Annotated in this window: 14 protein-coding genes; 8 read left to right on the forward strand and 6 right to left on the reverse strand. The window is 50.2% G+C overall.

The features are described 5' to 3' along the window. Nucleotides 1-12 precede the first annotated feature (12 nt). The gene (gene motY / locus H511_RS0113660; RefSeq protein ID WP_027252805.1) at nucleotides 13-900 is read right to left on the reverse strand and encodes a flagellar protein MotY; all 888 of its coding nucleotides are present in this window, start codon (nucleotides 898-900) and stop codon (nucleotides 13-15) included. Nucleotides 901-1,095: 195 nt separating this feature from the next. Here motY and rnt point away from each other — a divergent pair, with 195 nt between their 5' ends. The 4 genes from rnt to H511_RS0113680 all read left to right on the forward strand — a co-directional run bounded on the left by rnt (nucleotide 1,096) and on the right by H511_RS0113680 (nucleotide 7,371). Next, the gene (gene rnt / locus H511_RS0113665; RefSeq protein ID WP_027252806.1) at nucleotides 1,096-1,755 is read left to right on the forward strand and encodes a ribonuclease T; all 660 of its coding nucleotides are present in this window, start codon (nucleotides 1,096-1,098) and stop codon (nucleotides 1,753-1,755) included. 290 nt (nucleotides 1,756-2,045) lie between these two features. Then, nucleotides 2,046-3,293 carry an outer membrane protein transport protein gene (locus H511_RS0113670; RefSeq protein ID WP_027252807.1) on the forward strand — a complete coding sequence of 416 codons (1,248 nt, stop codon included), beginning with the start codon at nucleotides 2,046-2,048 and terminating at the stop codon, nucleotides 3,291-3,293. Between the two features lie 39 nt (nucleotides 3,294-3,332). Further along, entirely contained in the window at nucleotides 3,333-5,744 is a 2,412-nt protein-coding gene (locus tag H511_RS0113675; RefSeq protein WP_027252808.1) for a VolA/Pla-1 family phospholipase, read from the forward strand. 304 nt (nucleotides 5,745-6,048) lie between these two features. After that, nucleotides 6,049-7,371: a Na+/H+ antiporter family protein gene (locus tag H511_RS0113680; protein ID WP_027252809.1), complete on the forward strand. Its 1,323-nt coding sequence runs from the start codon at nucleotides 6,049-6,051 to the stop codon at nucleotides 7,369-7,371. Between the two features lie 73 nt (nucleotides 7,372-7,444). On the opposite strand, the gene H511_RS0113685 is transcribed toward H511_RS0113680, so the two are convergent. Then, a complete protein-coding gene (locus H511_RS0113685) occupies nucleotides 7,445-7,786 on the reverse strand; it encodes a Grx4 family monothiol glutaredoxin (RefSeq protein WP_027252810.1) in 342 nt (113 codons plus the stop codon). A 320-nt stretch (nucleotides 7,787-8,106) separates the two neighbouring features. On the opposite strand from H511_RS0113685, the gene sodB reads away from it, so the two are divergent. Beyond that, nucleotides 8,107-8,691, forward strand: coding sequence for a superoxide dismutase [Fe] (gene sodB, locus H511_RS0113690; RefSeq protein ID WP_027252811.1), 585 nt, complete (start codon nucleotides 8,107-8,109; stop codon nucleotides 8,689-8,691). Between the two features lie 154 nt (nucleotides 8,692-8,845). On the opposite strand, the gene asd is transcribed toward sodB, so the two are convergent. Together asd and yejK are read right to left on the reverse strand one after the other, a co-directional pair. Continuing rightward, nucleotides 8,846-9,961: an aspartate-semialdehyde dehydrogenase gene (asd, locus tag H511_RS0113695; RefSeq protein ID WP_027252812.1), complete on the reverse strand. Its 1,116-nt coding sequence runs from the start codon at nucleotides 9,959-9,961 to the stop codon at nucleotides 8,846-8,848. Nucleotides 9,962-10,680: 719 nt separating this feature from the next. Beyond that, nucleotides 10,681-11,694 (reverse strand): nucleoid-associated protein YejK, encoded by a 1,014-nt coding sequence (yejK, locus tag H511_RS0113700; RefSeq protein WP_027252813.1) that lies wholly within the window; start codon nucleotides 11,692-11,694, stop codon nucleotides 10,681-10,683. Between the two features lie 76 nt (nucleotides 11,695-11,770). Here yejK and H511_RS0113705 point away from each other — a divergent pair, with 76 nt between their 5' ends. Both H511_RS0113705 and H511_RS0113710 read left to right on the forward strand, forming a co-directional pair. Further along, nucleotides 11,771-11,989, forward strand: coding sequence for a YejL family protein (locus H511_RS0113705; RefSeq protein WP_027252814.1), 219 nt, complete (start codon nucleotides 11,771-11,773; stop codon nucleotides 11,987-11,989). A 33-nt stretch (nucleotides 11,990-12,022) separates the two neighbouring features. Continuing rightward, complete coding sequence (locus H511_RS0113710) at nucleotides 12,023-13,897, forward strand: DUF3413 domain-containing protein (RefSeq protein ID WP_027252815.1); 1,875 nt, start codon at nucleotides 12,023-12,025, stop codon at nucleotides 13,895-13,897. 69 nt (nucleotides 13,898-13,966) lie between these two features. Here the strand turns inward: H511_RS0113710 and H511_RS0113715 are convergent, their stop codons facing one another. Continuing rightward, on the reverse strand, nucleotides 13,967-14,242 hold the full coding sequence (locus tag H511_RS0113715; protein ID WP_027252816.1) for a hypothetical protein: 276 nt from the start codon (nucleotides 14,240-14,242) through the stop codon (nucleotides 13,967-13,969). 399 nt (nucleotides 14,243-14,641) lie between these two features. Between H511_RS0113715 and H511_RS23420 the strand changes: the two genes are divergently transcribed. Next, nucleotides 14,642-16,156 carry a GGDEF domain-containing protein gene (locus tag H511_RS23420; protein ID WP_051288184.1) on the forward strand — a complete coding sequence of 505 codons (1,515 nt, stop codon included), beginning with the start codon at nucleotides 14,642-14,644 and terminating at the stop codon, nucleotides 16,154-16,156. Here the strand turns inward: H511_RS23420 and H511_RS0113725 are convergent. Beyond that, entirely contained in the window at nucleotides 16,140-18,131 is a 1,992-nt protein-coding gene (locus tag H511_RS0113725; RefSeq protein WP_027252817.1) for a DNA topoisomerase III, read from the reverse strand. The genes H511_RS23420 and H511_RS0113725 overlap by 17 nt on opposite strands. Between the last annotated feature and the right edge of the window lie 33 nt (nucleotides 18,132-18,164).

An 18,164-nucleotide genomic window follows, 5' to 3' on the forward strand; every position in this document is an offset into this window, starting at 1 on the left:
GGGAATCACTTATCACATCAGGCTGGAAGTCCGGCCCATAGAAATCACAACACGCCTGTTTTTATTGCGCCCCAGCGGCGTACTGTTATCCGCAATCGGACGGCGCTCACCGAATCCCTGAACTTCAATGTGGTCTTTAGGCAGACCCAAAGAGACAAAATACTGCTCCAGCTTTTCTGCACGGCGCTCAGATAAAGCCTGATTAGTATTTTTTCCGCCAGAGGAATCACTGTAAGTCGCAACCAGGATTAAATCGATATCCTGACTGTATTTAATAAAATCCGCAATTTGCGCCAGACGCTTCTGTGAGGCCTTGTTCAGCTCGTCGCTGTTTTTATCGTAATGCAGCACAGTAAAGGAAATATCTTCAAAGTTATAAGGCAGCAGATTGGCCAGACAGGTACTGAAGGTCTTGTAACCCGCACTGAATGCCACGGCAGACAGGCCAACTGCAATCCTTTCGTTTCGGTGCTGCCAGTCCTGATAACTGAAGGTCGGTATTTTCCCTTCTTCAAGTTCCGACAACATATTCCATGCCATCTGCCCGCCCACATAACCGTCAAACTGCTTAAAGAATTTCAGTCGTGTCAATGGTTCTGCCGCATCGCCGGGACGCCATCGCGGAGGCATAGACACCAGGCTGACATTACTGGTCTGTCCCAATGGACGACGCATTTTCAGCTCAAAATCGAGGTTCATTTTTTTGCTGGCACGGGACGTAAACTGCGCCTGACCAAAATTCGGGATGGCATGCAGCAACTGGCATTCCAGTGGTGTATCAACCACCATCTCCCAGGTGGATTCCCCGGGTGTCGCAACATAATATTTTCCCGCCCAAGCTGGCGAACAGGCACCTATCAGTGCTAAAGCCCAGGCCCCCAGCTTCAATGGCAACGTCATTTTTCTCATCCCGGTATTACCTACTTGCAAGTACTGGGTATTGTATCGGATTTTGTCGCAAAATCTTTAGCCGCAGTTTATCTTTCTGATAACTTCTCAGTATCAGTGCCCTGCCGCCACACCTTAACGGCAAGGGTTTAGCTTCTGAACCAGATCTGACATAATGCTGGCCTCATTTTTATCAGCAACATTATCATGAGCCAAGAAAACACATTAAATACCCTGAAAAGTCGCTTTCGTGGTTTCTTTCCTGTCGTTGTCGATGTAGAGACGGCCGGTTTCAACGCCAACACTGACGCCCTGCTTGAAATTTGTGCTGTCACCCTGACCATGGACGAAGAAGGATGGCTCAAACCTGCCAGCACACTGCATTTTCACATTACGCCTTTTGAGGGTGCGGTTATCCATCAGGAAGCATTGGATTTTAACGGTATCAAAGATCCGTTCAGCCCGTTACGTGGCGCGGTGACAGAAGAAGAAGCCCTGAAAGAAATCTATAAAGTCATACGGAAAGAACAAAAAGAAGCAGGCTGCTCCCGCGCCATCATGGTGGCGCATAATGCGAACTTTGATCACAGCTTCGTCATGGCCGCCTCTGAAAGAGCCAAGCTGAAGCGCATTCCCTTTCATCCTTTTGCCACATTTGATACCGCGGCACTGAGTGGCCTGGCGTTCGGTCAGACGGTGCTGGCAAAAGCCTGTGAAGCAGCGAATATTCCATTTTGTAACAAAGAAGCGCATTCAGCCCTCTATGACACCGAACGAACCGCAGAATTATTTTGTGAGATCGTTAACAAATGGAAAAAATTAGGTGGATGGCCAGTCGCCGCACTTCAAACAGAAGAAGAAGCCTAAGGTCAGACCTGAAACACAAATACTCATCAGACCTCCTACCAAAGCCCAGCCACGCTGGGCGATTTAACAAAAATGAAACAAACGTCCGATATTAATCAAACACTAGTTTAAAACATTAATAAATAATACGCCGTACAAATAGCCTTTCGATACCCCAAACACCCTGTTACATATGGTTAACATTGGCGTAGCGAATCCTTATACTCCATCTCTACAAGCTGATTCACCATTCCTTCATGGATTGAAGAACGCGAAGCATATCAATAATAAACAACAAGAGAGGCAGCAGAATGTCCAAAAGATTTCATGTAACCGCACTCGCCGTGGCCGCCGCGCTGACATCCCTCCAGGCGCAAAGTGCTGGTTTCCAGGTAGCTGAACACTCCGCCAGCGGTTTGGGCCGGGCTTTCGCCGGTGAAGCCGCAATTGCCGATAACGCCGCAGTGCTCGCCCGTAACCCCGCCGCATCGATCATGTTCAAGCAACGCACTGTTTCCGGCGCACTGAGCATTGTCGATCCATCGATTGACGTAGACAGTGTCGACCGGGATCAACACGCCAAAGATGTCGCACCCATCGGCATTGTACCTGCAGGATTTTACATCCAACCCGTCAATGACAAACTCGCCTTTGGATTGGGCGTCTTCTCAAACTACGGCGTCACCACTGAATACGACGAAAATTTTCACGCAGGATCACTGGCTGGCGAAACTTCACTCATCACAGTGAACTTCAACCCAAGTGTTGCTTACCGAGTGACCGAGCAACTCAGCTTGGGGGCAGGTATCAGTGCCATCTTTGCAACAGCAGAACTCAATCGCCATTTTGGTGATCTTGCTCTGGCGGTCCCTGGCGCAGAACCGAGTGACAAAACCATCAAGCTGGAAGGTGACACCTGGGGCTTTGGCTGGAACGTGGGCGCCCTTTTTGAGCTGAATGACGACAACCGCTTTGGTCTGAGTTACCGCTCACAGACGGATCTCGACTTTGAAGGTGACTTTACGGACTACACAGGCCGCATCACCGGAGCGCCGAATAATACGGTCCCAGGTGATTTGACCGTGGTTTTACCCGCGATTGCTGAATTCTCTGGCTTTCATCAGCTCGATAACCAGTGGGCTGTACACTACAGCGTTCAGTGGACGCAATACAGCAAGTTTGAAGAACTGCGCGCAACCAGCAATCAGTGTAACCCGGGCTATAACGGCAGTGCCGGACTCTGCTTGCTGAAAGAAGAAGACTATGACGACACATTCCGCTATGCCATTGGTGCCACTTATAACGTCAACCCGCAATGGACCATCCGGGGTGGCTACGCCTTCGATGAGCAGGCCGGCAAACCAACACTAAGTATTCCGGATACTGACCGAAACTGGTTCACCGCAGGTGCAACCTATAACTACAACGCGGATTTATCCTTCGACGTCGGTCTGGCTTACCTCATCGCAAAAGAGATTTCGTTCTCTGAAGAAGGGCAGAACTTTGAGTCCAGTGGCGGCGCGATTATCAGTGCAGCCCAGGCCAACTACCGCTTCTAAGCCAGTTATCACAGTCGAACAGAATTTTAGGGAAATATGATGAACAAAAAATTACTTGCCCTGCTGATTGCTTCCAGCTTTGCACTTTACGGTTGTGGGGATGAAAAAGGCCTGAGCGGTACGCCGACTATCGACCCGGATATCAAAAACAGCCTCAATGCCGAAACCAAAATCGCGTTTGATTTGCTCTCGGAAGAAAAGAAGGTCATTACCCCAAGCTTTATTGCCATGGATCTTGACGATGGCACCATCGCAACTGAAAGTAGCGCTAAAGTAGCCAATATCAGCGACCCGGCTTATGCCTGGGGCAAAACCGATGGCTGGAGCACAACTCAACCCATCAACATTAATTTCACAGGCAACGATCTGGCCGCAGAAACTGCTGCAGACAGCTTCTATCTGATTAAGTCTGGTGATCCGACTAACCCATCAGATACAACTACACCTGAAGTTTTGTCGGCAGATAATGGCGACTTCATGGTGACGGCTTCCGGAACCAGACTAACCGTGATCCTGACCAAGCCTTTAGATCCGGCCAGCAACTATATGTTTGCGGTCACTAGCGACCTCAAAGATGCGGAAGGCAACCCGGTCGGTATGTCTAACTCTTATGCTGTCCTGAAGAGTGTCGGTAAAGTGCCAGATGCTGCACTGGAGAAGCCTCAAGCCATCACACAAGCTGTAGAAAGCACACTGGCGGCTGTTGCAGGTGCACCGAAAAATAAAATTATTTTCTCCAGTTGGTTCACCACCGCCTCGGTTGGTGAAGTGCTCTATGCTGCAAAATCCGCTTCTGCGCTCGCGTTAACTGATGGTGCCGAAAATATCTGGCAAGGCAGCGCCATTGCTGATGGCATCAGCCAGAGTGATCTGCAAGACCTGTTCAAGATGAGCGTGCCAACCGATACTGGCACCACCACACCAGGTGGCAATCCAATCTACACCGGAACGATCAAACTGCCGTATTTCCTGGAAAAAGATCCCACCAAATTCAGCAAGACGCCTTGGCAAAGCGGTATGCCGAGTCTGGCAAAAATTAGCTATTTTCTGAACAACGGCTCTGATGCAGACAAAGCCGCAATTGTTCAGCAATTGGCGGCACTGCAGATCACGACAGAAGATTTAACTGCCGTGAAAACCGATCCCGAAACTCAGGTCAGAGTGCTGCAGGCGCTTACGGGCTCCACGTTAACACTGGCCGATGGTTCGCAACTGGATGAAGAACGACTGATTACCCGCTATAGCCCAGTGCCGAAACTGAAAGCAGTTGATACCGTTGAATATACGCTTGTCTTGTCATCAGATACGACAAACTGCGCAACGGGCTCAAGCAAAGTGTCCATCTATCAACACGGTATTACTTCGACAAAAGATACTGTCGCAGCCCTGGCCGACAGTGTGATGGATACTGAATGCCATGCGATCTTCGCAATCGATCACCCATTACATGGCACCCGCGGTATTGCTGGTATGAGTGCGTCTACAGGAAATCCTGAAATGTATTTGAACCTTGCTTCACTGACTGTCGCAAGGGACAACCTCCGTCAGAGCACCATTGATGTGCTCAACCTCCGTGCAGGAATTGCAGCGGTATTCCAAAAACTGGGGACAGCGATTCTTCAGGGGGATACAACAACTATTGGTGAAATGGGCCAGCTGGCACGCCTCAACCCACAAAGTAAAGTCGGTTTCGTCGGTCACTCATTAGGTGCGATCACAGGCATTAATGTCGCCGATGCAGCCAACAGAACTCTAAACGATACAAAAGGTGATGCTGCTTTTGCTATCGACAAAGTCGCGCTGGCAAACCCTGGGGCTGGTATTCCTTACCTGTTACTCCAGTCAGGCACATTTGGTGACTCGATCAAAGGCCAGTTGCTCTATGCAGCCAGTACTGATTTTCAAGATTACTGTGCTAGTAAGTCTCTGACTGATCCAAAAACCTGTTTCGAAACATTTGAAACAGAGCTGGTCGGCGGCGGCGATCCGAACAGTGATCTTGCCAATGCTTATGCCCAGTTCAGCCAGTTCGCGTATGTTGCCCAGGGTGTTCTGGATACTGTCGACCCGATTAACACTTCACTGCAAGTCTCGGCGGATTTGCCGGTTTACCTGACTCAGGTTGAAGGTGATACCACGATTCCAAACATGCTGGCACCGCCAGGTACCGCAGGCTCAGTCGTGACTGGCACCAGTATCCTGCTGCCTTACTCGCCGTTTGGTGGAACCCTGCCGTTGCTGCAAACCATGAGCCTGGCTCCGACCACAACGTCTGTTAACGGACAAACAGTTCGTAATGCAGTGTTGTTTAATAATACCGGCACACACAGCTCTCTGTTGAGTGGCGATGGTCTGACGGCAGAAATGCAAGGTCAGGTCAGCTCGTTCCTGAACGAGGATGGTACGGTACTGACAATCAACGATGCATCCAATATCAATCCGACACCTTAATCGGATTGCACAAATCCCCAAAGGCCAGCTCTGCTGGCCTTTTTCATCTTTGCTGAATAGCCTCTGCATAACAAAAAGTTGTTCAACAATCGCTTTGAACAACCTGATCGAGTCAGCATCAGACAGCCGTTCATTTGTATTCTGATTTACCTTCCACTATATCCGGCTAAAAATCCCACCCTGAGCACAGTTTTTTCTCGACATGTAAGAAATTTTCAGCAAACTAGACGGCCTGCACATTGCAGCCTGAATAGCATGATTATTCAGTTATGCAACAACACAACTATCAATGGAAAGTCGTTTTATGAATCCTGTCGTTATTTCCGTCTGCGTCATGCTGATGCTGGCGCTGATGCGAGTCAACGTCGTGGTCGCACTGACCTTCAGTGCCATCCTCGGCGGACTTGTCGGAGGGCTCTCCCTCACAGATACCATCTCTGCCTTCGAGGGCGGATTGGGCGGCGGTGCTACCACAGCATTGAGCTATGCCATGCTGGGCACCTTCGCCGTTGCCATTTCCCGTTCAGGTATTACTGATGTACTGGCACAAAAAGTCATCAAACGTATCAGCGGCCATCATAATGCGGCAGCGGCGACCGGCGTGAAGTACTCAGTGCTGACCATTCTGCTGCTGCTGTCTATTTCATCGCAGAATGCGATTCCGGTGCACATTGCTTTCATCCCTATTGTGATCCCACCTTTGCTGCATGTGTTCGCCAAACTGAAACTGGATCGCCGCCTGATTGCCTGCGTACTGACCTTTGGTCTGGTGACACCTTACATGGTGCTGCCTGTTGGCTTTGGCGGCATTTTCCTCAATAACATTCTGCTGAAAAACCTGCATGACAACGGTCTGGTCGTGGCAGCCAGCCAGGTGCCTTATGCCATGATTCTGCCGGCGGCCGGCATGCTGTTCGGTCTGCTGCTCGCCACCTTTGTCAGCTACCGCAAACCACGGGAATATTCTGAAGCGCAAATCCTGGCCAGCGAACCGGAGCACGCTGAGATCAACATGCAGCATGTTTATGTTGCGATGATTGCTATCGCGGCTGCACTGGGCGTTCAGCTGTACAGTGGGTCGATGATCATCGGTGGTCTGGCCGGTTTTATGGTGTTTACCCTTGCCGGTGTTATCAAATGGAAAGATACCCATGACGTGTTCACCAAAGGTGTCCACATGATGGCAATGATAGGGTTCATCATGATTGCAGCCGCCGGTTTTGCAGCAGTCATGAAAGCCACTGGCGGGGTAGAAACCCTGGTCAGCTCGCTGTCTGATACCATCGGCGACAACAAAGCGCTGGCTGCCCTGCTGATGCTGGTGGTTGGCCTGCTGGTGACTATGGGCATAGGGTCATCCTTCTCGACCATTCCGATTCTGGCGACTATTTACGTGCCATTATGCCTGAGCTTTGGCTTCTCGCCGCTGGCGACTGTGGCGCTGGTCGGTACTGCTGCTGCACTGGGTGATGCCGGCTCACCGGCTTCTGATTCGACTCTGGGCCCGACAGCCGGCCTGAATGCTGACGGCCAGCACGAGCACGTGTGGGACACGGTTGTGCCGACCTTTATTCACTACAACCTGCCACTGATTGCCTTTGGCTGGCTGGCTTCTATGATGCTGTAACCGCTCATGGTTTGGCAGAAACAAAAAGACCCCGCACTGCGGGGTCTTTTTTATCAGTATCAGCTTTCAGCAATTATTCTGCGGCTTCAGCACTGTCGCGACGCGCTGCGGCTTCTTTGATCAAAGGTTGCAGTTCACCTTTCTGGAACATTTCCAGAATAATGTCACAGCCGCCAACCAGCTCGCCTTCAATCCACAGCTGTGGGAAAGTTGGCCATTGCGCGTAAATTGGCAGCTCAGCACGGATATCCGGGTTTTGCAGGATATCAACGTAAGCAAACTTTTCACCACAAGCCATCAGTGCCTGAGAAGCCTGTGAAGAGAAACCGCAGCTCGGCAGTTTTGGTGATCCTTTCATGTACAGCAGAATTGGGTTTTCTTCGATCTGCTGTTTGATTTTGTCGATGGTTTCCATAGCTTCCTCTAACAACGTTAGCTTTATAGTAAGTGTGATACCCACATTCTACTTTGTCACGGCAAGGAAAAAAACGCCTAATGAAAGTAAGGTTAAGACTTATACTTGTCTGAACGCTTGCTTACCATCTTCTGCTTGCAGCGACCTTTTTCATTCAGACTACTTTTAATAAAGAAAAAACTTGCTAAAATGATTTTCAAACACGCAAGCCTATCGCTTGTATACAATAACAAACACAGTTTGAAGTGACGCAGGCTATTGTCTGCTAACGGAAGCAATGTCGTGGGTCTGCCCACACCATCAATATGGAGAATCGAGTAATGGCATTCGAACTACCTGCTCTACCGTACGAGAAAAATGCACTTGAGCCACACATCTCTCAAGAAACGCTGGAATACCACCACGGTAAGCACCACAACACTTATGTTGTGAAACTGAACGGCCTGATCGAAGGTACTGAGTACGCAGACAAATCTCTGGAAGAGATCATCAAAACTTCGACTGGCGGTGTTTTCAACAACGCAGCTCAGATCTGGAACCACACTTTCTACTGGCACTGCCTGAGCCCAAATGGCGGCGGTGAGCCAACTGGCGCAGTGGCGGATGCCATTGTTAAGGCGTTTGGTTCTTTTGACGCATTCAAAGCAAAATTCACTGATTCAGCAATCAACAACTTTGGTTCATCATGGACTTGGTTGGTGAAAAAAGCAGACGGTTCACTGGACATCGTTAACACGTCTAACGCTGGTACGCCACTGACTGAAGAAGGTGTTACTCCTCTGCTGACTGTTGATCTGTGGGAACACGCTTACTACATCGACTACCGTAACCTGCGTCCGGACTACATGAACGGTTTCTGGGCACTGGTTAACTGGGAATTCGTTGCTAACAACCTGGCAGCTTAATTCTCGAACCTGACGGTTAAGATCGCAAAAGGCCCGCACTGCTGTGCGGGCCTTTTCTTATGGTTCTTTGTTGTTGATTGTTCAGTTATTGATTTTTCAGCAGGCAGCCCCACTACTTACTGAGCAAAATCATCAACCTGAATTATCCAAACAATCAGGCTTTCTCTGCCAGAATGATACGCAGTGTACGGCGCAGCGGCTCAGCAGCACCCCACAGCAGCTGATCACCCACGGTGAAAGCATTAAGGAAATCATCGCCCATTGCCAGCTTACGCAGACGGCCCACAGGTACAGACAGAGTGCCTGTCACTTTAGTTGGCGTCAGCTCCTGCATGGTAATATCGCGCTCATTAGGGATCACTTTAACCCAGTCATTGTGCGACGCAATAATACCTTCGATTTCATCCAGCGGAACGTTCTTCTTCAGTTTCAGCGTCAGCGCCTGGCTGTGACAACGCATCGCACCGATACGCACACAGGTACCGTCAATCGCAATCGGGCTGTTGCCGGTTGCCAGAATCTTGTTGGTCTCGACGCCGCCTTTCCACTCTTCTTTGCTCTGACCGTTTTCACGCTTCACATCGATCCAGGGGATCAGAGAGCCCGCCAACGGCACACCGAACTCAGATGTCGGGAAGTCGGCAGAACGCATGGCTTGCGCCACTTTGCGGTCGATATCCAGAATAGACGTGGCCGGATTAGCCAGCTCGCTGGTAACGTTGTCATTAATGACACCCATCTGAGAGATCAGCTCACGCATATTCTTGGCACCCGCGCCTGACGCCGCCTGATAAGTCTGGGAGGTCATCCACTCAACCAAACCTGCCTGGAACAGTCCGCCGACTGCCATCAGCATCAGGCTGACAGTACAGTTACCACCGGCGAATGAACGCACGCCAGAGTGGATACCCTGCTGAATCTGATCAAAGTTAACCGGATCCAGAGTGATGATAGTTTGATCATCCATACGCAGCGTAGATGCCGCATCAATCCAGTAACCTTTCCAGCCTGCCTGACGCAGCGCCGGATACACTTTCTCGGTATAGCTGCCACCCTGGCAGGTAATAATGGCATCAAGCTTCTTCAGTGCATCAATATCAAATGCATCATGAAGTACACCTGCATCTTTACCGAAGTCAGGCGCAGGAATTCCAACCTGAGAGGTTGAAAAGAAAACAGGTTCAATATGGTCAAAGTCTTTTTCTTCCACCATACGTTGCATAAGCACGGAACCTACCATGCCGCGCCAACCGATCAAACCAACTTTCATCATAGCTTGCTACACTCCATGTTGACGTGATTGGGCACCTCCTAAATCGATTGGAGAAAAGCCACCTTAGTATGCAACAGGTCAAATAAAGGCCATCAGTGATACACTGACAGCCGCATACCCATTTCAATCACGTTTTGAAAACCACATTCATGACTGTTGCGCACCAGAAACGCTCTGCATTATTGCAACGGTCATGAACCGAAGATAGCTAAATACCATAAAGCAAAGCCCCTACCAACGCAACAAAATGCCAAAATTAACTGCTGTCAAAGCTGTAACACAGCGCAGCATGATGAGCGCACCTTCTTTTTTAGAGCATTCAGCTAATTTGAGGTCATTACACAGAGCGATGATGCTAGATTTTCAGGGAATAAATCATGATTTTCCTGCAAAAGCTATAATACTGTTTTTCACACTCTTCAATTCACTAAAGCATGTATTCATTCACCTTTAGATCACTTTATCTCCGTCAGAAGGCTGATTTTCCCTCAACAGACAAAAATCTTTAATAATGCATCGATAACGATCGATTTCAAGGCTGTGAACAGGATCAGAAACTTGCAGATAATCAGGAGTGAAGCGTTGGGACAGCGCAGGCAAACTGGCTCTGAATAATAGATAAGGGATATCACGGATAAAGTGTCCGAAACACTAAGGTTAGATCAGACGTGCGGCACAGACTTCCATCTGTTGCAGCACGCCTGAGCAACTGCGTATCAGGTGTCGCTGTTCTGACGTCGCTGAAGCTGATCTTTGAGGTTCGGCGGTGTGCCTTTAATCGTCAGTGTATCGGTGTCCGGATCGTAGAAAATTCGCTCACCCAGCAGCATGCTGTCGAAGTTGATTGTCAGCCCGCCACCGGAGCCGACAAACTTGGTCAGCTTACGCATGGCAGTCCGATCCGCCGGAAAGGTCTCTTCCAGCTCATAGCCCTGATTGGAGGTAAACTGATAGAAGTCGACACCGGCCTCTGTGGCAGGCAATTCACCCGACAACTCTTTCACCGCAACTTCTTCACCGGACTGCAGCTGACCGTTGCAGTAATCGTAGACCTGCTTGCGGTACTGCTGCTTTTCCTCTTTATCCATACGAGAATCAGCACAGAAATCCTCAACCGCCTGCATCAGCACCTGATTCTGCACTTTGACATCCAGGCCGACTTCCGCCTGCAGGAAATCCAGGAAAAAGTCGGCCACTTTGCGGCCAACCCGTCCCTTGATAAAGGTCAGGTAGCGATTACATTCGGGATCAGTCTCCCAGGATGACAAGTCTATCCGGGCAACAATTTCCATTTTGCTGACATCCAGATAGTCTGTGGCACTAATATCAAGTTGATCAGTCACCTTCATGCTGTGGCAGGTTGGCAGAAGACCAATGAAGAGATAATCGGTGGCCAGAGACTGGTATTGCGCCATGACCAGTGTCCCGGCATCAGCAAACGGATACTTCACCAGTTCAGATTGCAGACGTTGTGAGGCCTGATTTGAAAAAGTCAGAAAATCCAGTTCTCCCTGGCGACACTGTTTCAGCCAGTAGCCGAATTCACTCTCGTCGGAGAATCGGCCAAAGCCTTTGGTACCCTTGCTGCTGTACACCCGGTGCAGTTCGGCAACCAGTTCAGTGGCGGTATCAGTATGTTCTAGTTCCTGCTCTCTCAGCTGAACAGACAGCTCATCTTGTTCGTTTTTGGAGAATTGGTGCAGGATGACGTTGGAAAGCGTGAGACTCATAATGGAAAAGTTTTTCAGTAAATCTAAAGTGTAGGGTATTATAAGTCGCTTTCTTCACCATAAAACAAGACCTGATATGCCAATTACATCAAAATACAGTAATGAAAAAGTGGAACAGATCCTTAATGATGTGTTCGATGTCTTTGAAAAGCACGATACATCTGCTGAATTAGCGCTTATGATTGTAGGTAATGTTGCTACCAATATCATTAATGCCGATGTTCCAGCATCACAACGTCAAGCCATTGCTGATAAATTCGCCCAAGCTCTGCTGACCTCAATCAAGAAAGATTAATCCCAGCACCAGAGAGAAGAAGAACACAGGTATATGGTCTCCAGCGGAAACAACTACAAAGAAACCGTGTCTCAACTGATTAGCTGGGGACACTGGTTCAGTTTTTTCAATATTATCGCCGCCATGCTGTTAGGCACCCGGTACATCATCCATTCGGACTGGCCGGAAACCCTGATGGGGCAGCTTTATATGGGCTTGAGCTGGGTGGGTCATTTCGGCTTTCTGGTTTTTGGCTTTTACATTCTCATTCTGTTTCCTGCCAGCTTTCTCATCCCTTCTCAGCGCTTGATGCGACTGTTTGCGGTGCTGGTTGGAACCATAGGTCAAACCATACTGATTCTGGACACCCATGCTTATGAAAGCCTGGATCTCCATCTCAGCCCTCTGGTCTGGGATCTGTTACTCAGTGGGGAACGGACCGAACTGAATGCCCGCTGGCAATACTTATTCATAGTCGTGCCAGCCATCTTCCTGCTCCAGCTGTTCCTGTCGGAATGGTTGTGGCGCAAGCTGCGTAAACTCACACGCAAGCATGTCGGCGTGCCAATTGCTGCTGTATTTGGACTGTGTTTCCTCGCCAGCCATCTGCTCTACATTTGGGCGGATGCCAATCTTTACCGGCCGGTCACGGCGCAGCGGTCCAATTTTCCGTTGTCCTATCCAATGACAGCCAAAACCTTTATGGAACGTCATGGTCTGTTAGACCGCCAGGAATATGCCCGTCTGCAGGAAAAGCAGGGCGTTGAAAGCAGCGAAAGCATCCGTTATCCGCTCAAGCCTCTGTCATTCAGTGATAAAGGCACCGGTCAGAACCTGCTGGTTATTATGATTGATGGTTTACGCAGCGATATGGTCACTGCTGAAACCATGCCGTATCTGGCCGCTTATGCGCAGCAAAACCTGAACTTTACTGACCATTACAGCACAGGCAATGATAGTACCCTGGGGACCTTTGGTCTGTTTTATGGTTTGCCCGGCGCCTACAATACCAGTATCCGGGCAGAACACAGCCCGCCGGTATTGCTCGAAACCCTCACCAAACGCGGGTATCGGTTTGGTCTGTTCAGCGGTTCAGGCTTTGCCGATGTCATCTATCCGCAGGCTATCTTCACCAAAGACCAGCTCGCTTTAGCCGCGACCCAGAATCCGGAAAGTCATAGTGATCAGCAAGCCATTGCCAATATGCAAAGCTGGCTGAGCAAACAAACCACAGGCAAACCCTGGTTTGGCTATCTGGAACTGGTGTCAGTCCAGGATTACGAAGATTCAGATGATGCCGTTGCAGCAACGTTTTCACCCTCGCTGAAAGATACTCAGCCTGGTGAAGACGCAAACACAAATCCGGCTGAGCTGCTGAAAAACAGTTATCGCAATTCGGCTTACCATGTTGATGAGCAACTGATTGGTATCTTTGACAGCCTGATTAAACGCGACATGCTGGACGATACAGTCGTCATTATCACCGCGAACCACGGCACAGAATTTAATGAAACCGGCACCAATTCCTGGGGTTCAGGATCCAACTACAGCCAGTACCAGCTGAAAGTACCGCTGATCGTTCACTGGCCAGATAGCCAGACCGCGCAGATCAGCCGGGCAACCAGTCACCTGGATATTGTCCCGACTCTGATGGAAACCCTGCTCAGTACCACGACAGCACCTGAGTTTTACAGCAGTGGCATCAGCTTGTTCGATACCAGCAACAAGCGTCGCTGGGTACTGGCAGGCGACAACCAGGACATTGTGGTTGTCCAGCCGGAAGGCACCACCATTGTGGATAAATACGGTAACTACACTGTGTATGACGCTGAATACAGAATGAAAGATAACGGGAAGCCGAAGCTCTCCACTTTGATGCAGGTCATGCATGAGCTCAAGCGGTTTTATCAGCCCGGCTCCGCACAATAAAACCTGACAGGGCAGCACGCATCGCTGCCCTGCTCATTATGAACATTGCCGACCGGCTGACTTAACTCACTAATGGTAGTCAACATTGCTGGCGTAGCATTGCTCATAGCCATCGTTCCAGCCATTGGCGTATTTATTCTCTCTCTTCATTCTCTCGGGGTCCTGACGAAACCCGTCATAGAAAGTCGTCGCCTGTACTTTTCGGCTGTCACAACCATCCTGATATCCTTCAAGATAATTGCGGGTAAACCCCAGTTCCGTAAGCTGAGCATGCCGTGTCTGACCACATGCCGACAAAATCAGAGAAAGTGATACCCACAATAAAAACACATGTCGTCTTTTCATGTTCTCACCTGACGGTGTTAATAAAGTCAAAATATCCCCGTAAGGTAAAAATAGTGAAACTTGTCAGTTAGCTCTGTCTCAAGATTGACACTAGGGCCGTCTGGCGACTGGATGACCGATAGCGTATCCAGCTAACTGGCTAAAATTACTGGAAAAACTCATCAAAAAATACTCACTGCCACTTCTTAGCATCATCCCAAAAGAAATACCTGCAGGATGTCAGTGCAACAAAACTCACACAAACATCATAAATTTGACTACGGCCAAATTTTAACTAATTGCTATACCTGTTTATTACAATTTCACACGTTAACACTCTGTTCTCTTTTCATTATTTTTATATCGTAGTGTGTTGAAAAACGTTTCATAACCCACTAGGTCAGGAGCAGCGAGAACGGAATGGATTCCTTCTATCAGGCATACTTTTCACATTGGCAGACAGCAACAGAGAGAGCAGCGGTTATTGGCAGGCTGCTCCCTCTGTTTTGCCGCCATTTGGGTGCCTCATCCTGTCGGCTGTTCGTCAAAAAACACGCTGAGTGGACGCATTTCGCGCACTGCTCCCCTCTCACTCGCGCGCCGACAGCACCACGTGATGAAGAGCTCGAAGGCTGGCTTTGTCAGCCGATGCCTTTTTACCACCAGTGTGCTGAGAAGACCGTACTGTGGCTCCCGCTGCGACATCAGGGTACACCTCTTGGCTTGCTGGCACTGAGTTATCCGGCAGGTTCAGCCCCCGCAGATCCTGACTATTTGCAACCTTGTACCCTCCACCTGAGTGCCGAGCTGAAAAATCACATCGCAGCAGAGCAGCCAGCGGGTTCGGGCCCGGTGTTACTGGATATGCTGCAGGGCCTGCATGACATCTCTTTCGCTTTATGGCGTGCTGAGAGTATTGACGATATGCTCTTTCATGCCGTCGAACAGGGAAAGAAAGTGCTGGAGATTGATCGTATCGCTATCTTTCTCCTGACCGAAAATAACCGGATGAAAGGCACTTATGGCACAGATACCAAAGGAAATACGGTCAAAGAAGCCTATTTTGAATCCCCTATCCCGCCTCACTGGTTCATTGACCATCCCCAGGCACAACATGGTTACCTGGCCATTGAAGAAAACACGTCGCTTTATCATGATTTACGGGAAGTCGGGGTTGGCTGGAGTGCTTACACCTCACTGTGGGACGGGGACAAGCGCGTCGGCTGGATAGCTTACGATAACCTGATCAACGGACGTCCGCTGGCTGACTATCACCCGCAGCTTCTCAAGCAGTTCAGCTTTATTGTCTCTCAGCATCTGGTCCGCAGACAGGCTGAAGAAAACCTCAGCCAGCTCAATGGCGAATTAGAAAAACGCGTCACCGAACGGACACGGGAACTGCAGCAGTTAAACCGGCAACTGGAACACACTTCCCGCCATGATCCCTTAACGCAGGTACCAAACCGTCGGGTATTTGATCAAACCCTGCCCTTAGAATGGCGCAGAGCCCAGCGGCATCAGTTACCCGTGTCCTTACTGATTATCGATGTGGATCACTTTAAGTCGTTCAATGACACCTATGGTCACGCGATGGGCGATCGTTGCCTGACCCTGATCGCCCAGACGCTGGTCTCGGTTGAGCGTCGGGCCGGGGCGCTGTTTGCCCGTTATGGCGGAGAAGAATTCGTTATCTTGCTGCCGGGCCAAAGCGCTCAGGCAGCGGTTGTCGCCGCCGAAAACACCTTAAAAGCGGTTCGTTCGCTACACATTCCTGTTAACGGCCAGGAATACTGCAGTGTCACTGTGAGTGTTGGCATCAGCTGTATGGTGCCGGACAAACAATCGACAGCGGATCAACTGTTTAACCAGGCCGACAGCGCCTTATACAAAGCCAAGTCGCTGGGACGGAATACCTTTTTTATTTTCGACGACTAGCGGCTCTTTTCTGGCCGTTACTGCTCTGACCTGTAGCAGCAGAATGTTGCCTGCCCCGTGCACGCCGGTTATAGCCGCCCTTTCCTTTACCGGCCGGAGGCGCAACCGCCTGAAGTGTTCGCAGGCTTGGCGGGACACCACCTGATTTGATCGACCCCATCAGTTGCTCAATCTGCTGTTGCAGCGCTGCCATGAAAGGCTGATAGGCATATTTCCGCTCAGCCATGTCCTGCAGCTGGTGTTCCCAATGTGCCGTCATGTCCGGGTAGGTCGCTTCATCGGGTAAGGCGTACACCAGAGCGCGGCCAGCGTCTGAGGCATGAATATTCTTGCCTTGACGGTAGAGCAACTGGCGCTTGAACAAGACCTCCATAATACCGGCCCGGGTTGCTTCCGTTCCTAAACCATCGGTGTCACGCAGAATCTTCTTCAGCGATTTATCTGCCACAAACCTGGCGATCCCTGTCATCGCCTGAAGCAAAGTTGCTTCGGTAAAATGCTTAGGCGGCTCCGTCACCCTGTCTTTGATCTCTCCGTCCTGGCAGGTCAGCACTGTGCCTTTATCCAAAGGCGGTACTTTATCGGCCAGATCCTGCTCTTTGTCGGCATCGTCTTTGCCCTGCAACACTTTCCAGCCCGGCTGCATCAGCTGGCGGCCTCTGGCAATAAACACCCCGCCTGCGATAGCAAACGTCAGCTTGGCTTCTGCGTAAACCGCCGCCGGATAAAACTGCATCAGATACTGACGGGCAATCAACTGATAAACCTTGGCTTCCTGATCATTCAGGCTGCCGGGCTGCACCGCTTTGGGGGTGGGAATAATGGCATGGTGCGCATCCACTTTACTGTCATTCCAGGCTTTTGAGCGTAACGATAAATCGGCGCCCCTGACCGCCTCAAGCATCTGCGGTGCCGTGGACGACACGGCTTTCACCACTTCACTGGCCTGACGATAGTGATCGACCGGCAGATAACGGCAGTCTGAGCGCGGATAGGTAATGACTTTGTGTTTCTCGTACAGCGACTGACAGCACGCCAGTACATCCGCCGCACTCATGCCAAAGCGACGCGCAGTATCGATCTGCAGTGCCGACAGAGAATAGGGTAAAGGCGGCGATTGACGGGTTTCTTTTCGCTCTGCATCCGAGACCGTAGCCGGCTGGCCTTTAATGCGTGCCACGACATTTTCACACAGCTTGCGATTGAGCACCCGGCCTTCTTCGTCTTGCCAGGGCTCACAAGCCTGGCTCGGCTGCCAGCGGGCGCGGATAACATTGTCCTGATAGGGGATCAGTGCATAGACATCATAGAAAGGAACCGGCACGAAATTGGCGATCTCGTCATCCCGGCGAGTTACCAGCCCAAGCACAGGTGTTTGCACCCTGCCGACCGACAGTACACCTTTATAGCCGCCCCGCTGCCCAAGTAAGGTATAGGCACGGGACATATTCATGCCGTACAGCCAGTCCGCCCGGGAGCGGGCCAGAGCTGATACCGACAGCGGAATAAAATCGCTGTTGTCCCTTAATTGTCCGAGCGCTCTTTTGACTGCTGCCGGGTTAAGATCTGAGATAAGTAAGCGTTTCATGGTCGCTTTTTTCGCGGCGGCCAGTTTCACGTAATCAATCACTTCATCGACCAGCAGCTGGCCCTCCCTGTCCGGATCGCCGGCATGTATCACTTCATCGGCCTGTTTAGCTAACTTGCGCACCACACTCAGTTGCTGCTTAGCCGATTTTCTCGGTGCCAGTTGCCACTGTTCTGGGATGATAGGCAAATCATCCAGGTTCCATTTCTTATAGCGCGGATCATAGGCATCCGGCTCGACCTGCTCGAGCAAATGGCCGATACACCAGGTGACAATGTCGCCGTTGGCCACTTCAATGTAGCCCTGATGATTCTTATGCGGACGGGGTAATACGGCTGCAATAGCACGCCCAAGGCTGGGTTTTTCAGCGATATAAAGACGGGTCATGAAGTCTGTAACTACTGGAAATAACTCTCCGCA

Origin of the sequence: Photobacterium halotolerans DSM 18316 (assembly GCF_000425165.1) — a bacterium.
In the GTDB taxonomy this organism is placed as follows: Bacteria; Pseudomonadota; Gammaproteobacteria; order Enterobacterales; family Vibrionaceae; genus Photobacterium; species Photobacterium halotolerans.